4 protein-coding genes are annotated in these 10,000 nt (G+C 61.5%); 1 reads left to right on the top strand and 3 read right to left on the bottom strand.

The window, feature by feature from the left end:
- Positions 1-2,700, top strand: a 2,700-nt coding sequence (locus LDL37_RS08265; protein ID WP_290796602.1) for a TIM-barrel domain-containing protein, incomplete at its 5' end; no start/stop codon positions are given.
- 29 nt (positions 2,701-2,729) lie between these two features.
- On the opposite strand, the gene LDL37_RS08260 is transcribed toward LDL37_RS08265, so the two are convergent.
- The 3 genes from LDL37_RS08260 to LDL37_RS08250 form a co-directional block, all read right to left on the bottom strand.
- Positions 2,730-4,373, bottom strand: coding sequence for an alpha-L-fucosidase (locus LDL37_RS08260; protein WP_290796599.1), 1,644 nt, complete (start codon positions 4,371-4,373; stop codon positions 2,730-2,732).
- 81 nt (positions 4,374-4,454) lie between these two features.
- Positions 4,455-7,223, bottom strand: coding sequence for a glycosyl hydrolase 115 family protein (locus LDL37_RS08255; protein ID WP_290796596.1), 2,769 nt, complete (start codon positions 7,221-7,223; stop codon positions 4,455-4,457).
- 14 nt (positions 7,224-7,237) lie between these two features.
- Positions 7,238-10,000, bottom strand: a 2,763-nt coding sequence (locus LDL37_RS08250) for a glycoside hydrolase family 2 TIM barrel-domain containing protein (protein WP_290796593.1), incomplete at its 5' end; no start/stop codon positions are given.

The following is a 10,000-nucleotide window of genomic DNA, read 5'->3' as shown; positions in this document are numbered from 1 at the left end:
TATGGCCCCGCCACGGTGCGGGTGAACGCGCATTTGGGCAAAAACCACTGGGCCAACAAAAGTATCGTCATCCTCGGCCACCCCAAATCCGTCGCCTTCCAGATCGAGGACGGCAAGACCACGCTGCGGATCAAGAGCGCGGCCCTGAGCATTGAGATCGACAAGGCGTCGGGCGCCCTGAGCTTTCTGTCTGCCGATGGCCGCCTCTATACGCGCGAACGCGCCACGTCACCGCAGGCCATTCGCCCGGTCACCTTGCAGGACGCCCCCAGCTATGAGGTCGAAAACAGCTTCACCCTGAAACCCGGCGAAGGCATTTATGGCTTTGGCTATGTCAACGAAGCGACGCTGAACCGTCGCGGTCAGAACCTGCTTCTGGTGCAAACCAATACCGGCATCATCATCCCGGTCATGGTGTCGTCCGAAGGCTACGGCATCTTATGGGACACCTATTCCAAGATGCGCTTTTCTGACGGCGCGGACGGCGCGACGCTGTGGGCCGAAAGCGCTCCGGGCGGGGTGGATTACTACTTCATGGGCGGCGGCAGCGCCGATAAGGTCATCGCCGCCTACCGCACCCTGACCGGGACCGCGCCCATGTATCCGAAACAGGCCTTTGGCCTGTTTATGAGCAAGGAACGCTACAAGACGCAGCAGCGTCTGGTCGAGGTGGCCGAGACCTTCCGCAAGGAGGGCTTCCCGCTCGATTATATCGTGCAGGACTGGCAATACTGGGGCTCAGACAAGGACGGTACGTGGAGCGGTATGATCTGGGACAAGGAACGCTTCCCCGATCCCGACGGCATGATCCGCAAAATCCATGATCTGCACCTGAAACTGATGATCTCCATCTGGCCGTCCGTCGGCAATGATACGGCGCTGGCGAAAGAACTCGACAGCTACGGCCTGCGTTTCAAGCCGCTGCACTGGATCTCCAAAAAGGCGCGCATCTATGACGCCTTCAGCGCCAAGGGCCGGCAGATCTATTTCAAGCACATCAAGCACGGCCTGCTGGACAAGGGCGTTGATGCCCTGTGGATGGACGGCACCGAGGTCGAGGTGGGCACGGCCTGCTGGGACGCGGCCGAAGTGGAGGCCGATATCAAGGGCCTTGGCGTCAATGCCATGGGCGATTTTACGCGCTACCTCAACCCCTACACCCTGATGACGACGCAAGGCACCTACGACGGGCAGCGGGCCACCGGCAATAAGCGCGTCCTGACCCTGACACGCTCGGCCTGGGCCGGAGCGCAGCGCACGGCGGCCACCTCATGGTCAGGCGATATCTTCGCCAGCTGGAAGACCTTTGCCGAACAGATTTCCGGCGGCCTCAACGTCACCATCACCGGCAATCCCTACTGGACGCAGGATACGGGCGGCTTCTTCGTCACCACCTTCCCCGGCGGCGAAAAGAACCCGGCCTATAGAGAGCTGTTCGCGCGCTGGTTCCAGTTTGCGGTCTTCAACCCCCTGATGCGCGTGCACGGCACCAGTATCGAGCGCGAGCCCTATATCTTCAAGACACTGGACCCGACGGTCTATGCGGCGCTTCTGGAGGCCGTGCATCTGCGCTACCGCCTGCTGCCCTATATCTATAGCCTGAGCTGGCAGGTGACCGCCTCGCACTATACGCTGATGCGCGCCCTGCCGATGGACTTCCCGCACGATCCGAAGGTGTACGACATCAACGACACCTTCATGTTCGGCCCGGCCTGTCTGGTGCAGCCGGTGACGCGCGCCATGTATAATCTTCAGGACCCGCCAGCGACCACTATCCCCGCATCGGCGCTGCGCACGCCGGACGGCCGGCCGGGGCTGGCCGGGCAATATTTCGAGGGTGAGAATTTCGAGACGCCGAAGGGCAAGGTCATCGACGCCAGGCTCGATCACACCTGGCCGGGGCCGCCTCTGGCCGAAGCACCGGGCGGCTTGAGTGGTCTCAACAGCTTCTCCGCCCGCTGGGAAGGGCAGATTATTGCCCCGGAAGACGGCACGTTTGAACTGGGGCTGGAAGGTGATGACGGGTATCGTCTCTTCATCGACGGTAAGCTGGCAGTCGAAGACTGGGCGAATGGCGCGGCGCGTTACAATGGCACCAAACTGACCCTGAAACAGGGACAGGCCGTCGCGGTGAAGATCGAATATTATCAGGCGACCGGCGGCCGATCCCTGCGTCTGGCGTGGCGCACGCCTGCCGATCTGCGCGCTATCGCTGAAAACCGCAAGGTCACCGATCTCAATACGCGTACCTACCTGCCCGCTTCGACCGGCTGGTACGACTTCTGGAGCGGTGAAAAGGTCGCGGGTGGTCAGAGCGTGACGCGCGAAACCCCGCTCAATGTGTTTCCGTTCTTCATCCGCGAAGGCTCGATCCTGCCTCTGGGGCCGGTCATGCAGTACGCCACCGAGCAACCCGATGCACCCTATGAGGTCCGCATCTATGCCGGGGCCGATGCCACCTTCACGCTCTATGAAGACGACAACGAAACCTATGACTACGAAAAGGGCGCCTACAGCACCTATACGCTGAACTGGTCGCAGGCGACGCAGAGCCTCAGCATCGGGGCCCGCAAAGGCCGCTTCCCCGGCATGGTGCAAAAACGCGAGCTACGCCTTATGCTGATCGACGGGCAAAACCCGCCACGCACCCGCAGCTACCTCTATGACGGGCAAAAGGCCGTTTTGAGCTTTAAGGGTTAAACGAAAGGGGGCGTTTGCCCCCTTTCTTATCACACCACGCCGTAGATTTTCAGGACGACACCAAACTCATGGCTGGCCGCAGCCGGAACCTCGACGACCAGACCGTCAGCGCTCTGACGGAAGGTCAGCGGATCGTGGCTGCCCACCACCTCAACGCGCTTGACGCGCTTCTGAGCGCCCCCTTGCAGCGAGCGGATGGTGACCGTCTGTGCCGGTCGGCCCAGCGTGATCGCATAGAGGGCCTTGTCCTTCGTGGTGAAGCGCAGGTCTTCGGCAGTGAAGGGCTTCTGGGCGCTTTCGCCGAACATACCCGCGCCGACCTGAGTCGGACCTTCGCCAAACACCCGCCACGGGCGCGTGCCGTAAATGGCCTCAGAGAAGCGTGACATCCACGACCCGATGCCTTCGACGATCTTGCGTTCTTCTGAGTCAATCGTGCCGTCCGGGCGCACCGGCACGCTGAGCAGCAGATTGCCGTTCTTAGAGACGATGTCGCACAGGCGATGGATGACATCCGCCGCCGGGCGGTACTTCTTTTCGTCGTACAGGCGGCGGTTATAGTGCCACTGCCCGATGCAGGTGCAGGTCTGCCACGGCCGCGCGTCGATACCGGACTTCGAGCCCCGCTCGACATCGGCGACGATCCCGCCATTGAACGGGCCGTGCGGCTTCATGTTGACGACGGCCTCGACCTTGCCGCCGTTCCATTTGGCTGAGGCATTGTAGAAGTGGGCGGTGATATCGAGCCCGACCTGCCCCAGCGGCAGGTCGAAATTGTCGAAATAGACCATGTCCGGACGATAGCTGTCGATCAGGTCCTTGCAGCGCAGATACCATTGGCGCGTAAAGGCCGGATTGCGCAGCGGTGGCTTTTCGTCCCACACCCGGTCGTTCAGCTCGTGCCAGGCATTGGCGGTTGTGATGCTGTCGAAGCCATCGGGGAGCGGCATGACCGCCCCGCCATAGAACTCTTGCGGATCAAGGCCTTCCCACCACTTGCCCTTGCCGTCCAGCTTGTTGAGCTTATAGGCGTCATAGCGTTCGCCCTGACGCGCGCCTTCGGGGTCGTAGCCATAGGCCGTCTGGAACCAGTGCCAGGCGTGGGCGGAGTGGTTGGAGACGCCAAAGCGCAAGCCCCGCTTACGCGCCGCCTTTTCCCAGATGCCGACAATGTCCTTGCGCGGGCCGATACGTGTCGAGTTCCAGTCATGGAAGCGCGAGGCATACATGTCGAAATTGTCGTGATGGTTGGCCATTGACATGAAGTATTTGGCCCCGGCGCTGACATAGAGATCAAGCAGCTCATCCGGGTTCCAGTTTTCCGCCTTCCAGCGCGGCAAAAGGTCCATAAACCCTGTATCCGCCGGGTGACCATAGGTCTTGACGAAGTGCTTATAGGACCCACTGCCCTGCAAGTACATTTCCCGCGCGTACCAGTCACCCGCTTCCGGCACACACTGCGGCCCCCAGTGCGCCCAGATGCCGAACTTGGCGTCACGGAACCAGTCGGGCACCTGATACTGGCTTTCCAGCGACGCCCATTGCGGCTTGAACGGCCCGTCGGCGATCTGGTCAAAGCCCGGTTCGACCAGCTCCGCCGCCCCGGCGGGCATGGCCGAGGCCAGCGCCAGACCGGCGCTGCCACGGAACCACTCGCGTTTCGTCATCTTCATGGCATCGTCCTTTTGTTTTATTTGGAAAACCGCTGATTATATCCAAACCTTATTTTGTCGGACTTTTTTTGGCAAGGCCCGTCAGTGGGATTCGATCACGCCATAATATTTGTCGGCCCCATCGAGCTTCACCTCGGCATAGTCGAGCACCACGCCGGGATCGAGTGGCCAGACTTTCAGCGCGTGTACCCCGGCCTCCAGCTTTTTGAAGGCTTGTGTCTGAATGGCCTTGTTGGTCAGGACATTGCCGCGCCAGACATCGCTGCGGCCCACGGTCGCAAAGTCCATCACCTGCACCGGGCCGTCATCCAGTTGCACCGCGACCTTAAGGCCTGTGGCCGGGTTCAGCGCATGGACCGGCAGGGCCACGACGCTCAAAGTGCCGCCCACGGCGCTATAGGTGGTAAAACTATAGGTCAGGGGCGTGCCCGCAGGCGTCGCGCGTGTGGGCAGGGTCAGGCGTGAGCGCAGGCTGTTGCCGGAATGGCCAAGACCCTCCAACCGCTCCCAGTCGTCACCGCTCTGTGTGGCCAGCGGAATGATCACCCGGCGGTCGTTTTCGATAAACGGCGTCTGGGCCGGAGCGGGCAGCAGCTTGGTATAGACGCGCACCGTCTTGCCGCCGCAGGCGATGTCGATGGCTCCGGTGGACGCCCCGCCGTTATAGGAGACGGTCAGGCGTTGCTCAAAACCGTTATCGGTCGCCAGACGCCCGCTCGTATCGGAAATTTTGAGGCTGTCACCCGTGACCTTCAACGACCAGTCGCGCGCCTCTGTATCGCGGCTGAACAGCTCGATGACGCGGCTGCGCGGCTGACCCGTCACAAAGGTCAGCGCGTTTTCGTCGTTCCACCAGCCGCCGGAGACCGCCGCGGCACAGCCCTTTTCAGGCGACACCGACCATTGCGGCCAGATGGGTTCCAGGAACACCGGCAGCTTGCGCGGGGCCATGTCCATCATATGGTTCCACTTGCCGTTTTCCAGCCCATTATAAGTGGCCGTATCGGCGACCAGCGCCTGATGCGCTGTCTTGGCTTTCGCCACATAGGCGTTGGCGCTGGCGCGGCCCTGACGGGCATAGAGATTAGCCAGATCGAGGTTCAGTTTGCGGCTGTTGAGATTGGCCGCACCGCGCACCGGATAGAGGATCATCTCGAAAAAGGCCGACTGACGATCGGCGGGTAGGGTCTTTGCCACGGCCTCGGCGCGGGCCACCAGATCGGCATAGGCCTTCAGACGCGCCTGAGCCTTTTCGCCATCGGGCTTGACGAAATCGCTCTCCGTCACCGGCGTTACCGGCTCGGTTTCGGAAAAGCCCATATATTCGGGCTTCCGCTCAAAGGCGAGGTCGTAATAGCCCATCATCAGGTCGGTGATCTCTGAGGCCTTATCGGCCCCAAACTGCTCCGCCGCCCATTTCGTCAGGTGATCGCGCGGGGCCTCGGCAAAGCGGTCGGCATCGAAGGCGAGATCGAGGAAATATTCCGTCAGATACTCGATCGGCTTGATGTCGCCGACATTGACGATCCAGATGCGCCGGGCGTCCAGCGCATAGGATTTCTGCATTTCGGCATGGATCAGCGCCGGGTGCGTTGTCCCGAGCCACAGATAGTCGTGCGGACGGCCCCAGTAGGACAGGTGGTAATAGACGCCGGAGCCGCCGGACCGCTTGCGTTCCTCCGGATTGCTGAGGCGGCGCACATAGCCGTAATTGTCGTCCGCCCACATCAGGGTCACATCGTCGGGCAGTTTCAACCCGGCATCATAGGCTTCCTGTAGCTCATGATAGAGGACATAGGCCTGCGGCACCGTCTCAGGCGCCTTGCCGAAGGTCGAGCGGATCAGGTCGCGTTGCAGGCCGATGACCGACTGAAGCACGTCCTTGCGCGCCTCAAGCGTATCGGCACCCTGCATGGGGCCGTCGTGCAGGCCGCGCAGACCTACCGTGTAGATGTTTTCGTCGCGGGCCGTCTCCTTCAGGCGCGTGCGCCAGTAGTCGAGGATCTTGTCGCGGTTGACCTTGAAATTGAAGGGGCCACTGCGCGCCTCATCCCATTCGCGCAGATTGTTGCGCGCCATCGGCTCGGCGTGCGAGGTGCCCATGACAATCGCGTAGTCGTCGGCCAGCTTGGGATTGGCCTTATTACCATAGAACTGCACGGTGTTGATGTGCATGGCCGGCCACAGCGTATTGGCCTTCAATCGCCACATCAGCTCAAAAACACGCCTATAGGTCTTGGGCCCGATATTGCCGACTTCCGGCTCCAGAGTCTTGCCCGCCCACGGCTCAAGGCCCCAGTCCTCGTCATTCAGAAAGATGCCGCGATACTGCACCGACGGGGCTTTCGACAGGCGCGGCGCGCCGTCGATAGCGAGGCGGTTGACGCGGCGTGGCTTGACATCCGCCCACCATTCCCAGGGCGACACGCCCAGCTCACGCGACAGGTCGGTGACGCCATAGACGGTGCCGCGCCGGTCGGAGCCGTATATCAGCACATAGGTCTTGCCCTGATGCGCAAAGGCCACCCGACCATAGCGCTCCCACTGGCCTTTCAGCGCCAGCGGATCAACGCCCGCCGCCTTGGCCAGTTGCGTGACGACAGGCGCATCAAAACGGCCGATAACAACGCAGACCTGCGCACAGTCAGACAGGCGTTGCGATACCTTCGCCGTCTGCCCTGTCAGGGCCTTGAGGTCATCCGAAAGCATCTGCGCCGCCAGAGAGACGGTTTCGTTCTTGTCGTGGACGATGCTGAGGGGCTTCGCACCGTCAAACAGGGTGGTGTCCGCCGCCGAGGCCGCGCCCGAACAGGCCAGCAGCAGGGTCGAAAAAAGCCAGACTCGTGACATGGGGTTTCCTCTGTTTAATTCGTCTTTTCGGTGGCCGTCAGGCGGAAGCGATAGCTGACTGGCTGCAAAGGGATGCGGTATTTGACCAGCGGGCGTCCAATACTGTTCCAGCCGGTATCGCCGCCCACACCCGCCTGAGCGATATCGACCAGCAGCGAACCGTCACCACGCGGCGTGATGTCAGAGGACTTCCAGGTGCCTTGCGGGCGCATATAGAGGTCCTCATAGGGGAATGGCAGGGCATTAACCGACAATGGCTGCGCCCCGCTGACGCGGACACCAAAGCCCGACGCATCAGACAGGCTCAGCCAGCGCACATCGGTCTTGTTGCCGGATTCCTGCGGGCGGGCATAGTCGTGATACTGCGCCCGTACGGACCCGCTATAGAGCCCCAGCGCCGCGCCCGTCTTGCGATCGGCATAGCTTTCCCACGGCCCGCGCCCGTACCAGTTCAGCCCGTCCAGCGCCGCATCGAAATCAAAGCGCAGACCGACGCGCAGCGGGTCCGGCAGATCGTCTTTCAACGGCACAAAGTCAGCGGTGACATCGACCTGTCCGTCGGCCGCCATCTGATAGGTGATGTCAAAGCGCCCGCCGCCTTCACCCAACGCGTAGCGCACCTTGATGCGGTCGGGGCCACTGTCGGTGCCCAGCAGACGCCGTGTGGTGGAATAGTGCTTCCAGTCGGCGTGACTTTTGGCGAGGCCGATACCGACATCATTATCGGTCAGGCCGCGCCAGAAGTTGGGCGTCCCACCGCTGAGGAGGCGACGGCCCCCCTGTTCGTAACGCATCAGACCGGTGCGCAGGTCTACCGTCAACTGACGGGCGGCGGCCTTGAGCGACAGGGCCTCAGACGTGCGCGACACCTGAACGCCACCCGCCGCTAACAACGGCAGGGGTGTGCCCGGACGCAGGATAAACTGACCAAAGGCCAGCTCGGTTCCGCCCGGCACGCCTTTGATCGCGCCCTCACGCGAAACCGCGCGCAGGGTCAGGATGGCTTCGCCGTCGGCGGGCAGGTCAGGCAGGTTCAGAGTCAGTGGCTTCGTTTCACCGGCCTTGACCACAGGCGTCGGCAGCGTGCCGCCGGTTTGAATACGGCCACCTACCGCCAGTTCCCAACGCAGCTCATAGCCCGATAAATCTATGAAATCGTGACGATTCTGAACGGAAACCGTGCCGGTGGCATCACGATGAAAGGCCAGCGGGGCCTGAACGTGGCGCAATTCGTAATATTCGGGGTCCGGGTCGCGGTCGGCCTTGATCACACCGTCGCCGATGACGCTGTTGTCACCGTGCTTCGGATTAAGGTCGAAACCAGACGCCCAATAGGTGCGACCCTTGGCGTCTTTGGCATAGACGTACTGATCGACCCAGTCCCAGACAAAGCCCCCCTGAAGCTTTTTGTGCGCGCGGATCGTTTCCCAATAGTCGGCAAAGTTGCCCAGACTGTTGCCCATGGCGTGGGCATACTCCGTCTGGATCATCGGCTGGGTGAATTGCGGGTCTTCGGCATAGTCGCGCATCCGGTCGATATCGTCGTACATCGGCGCGTAGATATCGACATAGGCATTGGGCCTGTGCTCTTCGGTCAGGGCGCTGTAGCCGAGGAAGGATATTAGGCGCGTCGGATCGTTTTGGCGCACCCATTTTGCCGCGGCCTCGAAATTGGGGCCAACCCCCGTCTCATTGCCCAGTGACCAGAAGATGATCGAGGGGTGGTTCTTATCGCGTTCGACCATACGGCTCACGCGATCCAGATGCGCGGCGGCCCAGTGCGGCTTGTAGCCCAGTTGCACGCTGACATTACCCGTGTCGCGGCCCAGCGTCATATATTCATGGCTCTCGATATTGGCCTCATCCATGATGTAGAGGCCGTATTCGTCGGCGAGGTCGTAGAGGTACGGATCATTGGGATAGTGTGAGGTGCGCAGGGCGTTGACATTGGCCTGCTTCATCAGCTCGACATCCTTGCGCATCAGCTCCGGCGTCATGACGCGGTAGGTTTTGGGGTCGTGCTCGTGGCGATTGACGCCCTTGATCAGGATGCGCTTGCCATTGACCTGCACCTCGCCATTGCGGATTTCCACCGTGCGGAAACCGATCTTTTTCGAGGTGGCCGAAATCAGATTGCCCTTGGCGTCGGTGACCTCGATCACCAGCCGGTAGAGGTTGGGCGTTTCCGCCGTCCACGCCTTGACGCCCTTGAGCGTGCCGCTCAGTTGCGCGGGCTTGCCAACATTTGCTTTTGCTGAGGTTTTCAGCACCTGCGTCTCGCCGTCATAGACGGTGGCGGTCACTGTGGCCGCACCTTTCTGACCGGCCAGTTCGGCCTCCAGCGCAAAGACGCCGTCCGTATAGGTCTTGTCGAGCGTGGCGCGCACGGTAAAGTCACGCAGGCGCGTCTTCGGTTCGGCATAGAGATAGACCGAGCGCTCAATGCCCGACAGCCGCCAGAAGTCCTGATCCTCCAGATAGGAGCCGTCGGCGTAGCGGTAGATTTCCAACGCGATCTCATTGTGACCGGGCTTGAGGAATTGGGTGACGTTGAATTCGGACGGCAGCTTGGAGTCTTCCGAATAGCCGACCTTCTCGCCATTGACCCAGATGTAGTAAGCCGCGCCTGCCGCCCCGATATGCAGAAACACGTCCTGCCCGGCCCAGTCGGCCGCGACTGTAAAGCTGCGTTTGTACGACCCCACCTCGATCATATCGTGCGGGATGAAGGGCTCATTGGCCGGGAAGGGGTATTTGATGTTGAAGAATTCCGGCAG

The sequence above is a fragment of the Asticcacaulis sp. genome, from assembly GCF_020217185.1.
GTDB lineage: Bacteria > Pseudomonadota > Alphaproteobacteria > Caulobacterales > Caulobacteraceae > Asticcacaulis.
Note: the sequence above shows the minus strand (reverse complement) of the source record. Positions and strands in the feature narration are given on the sequence as shown.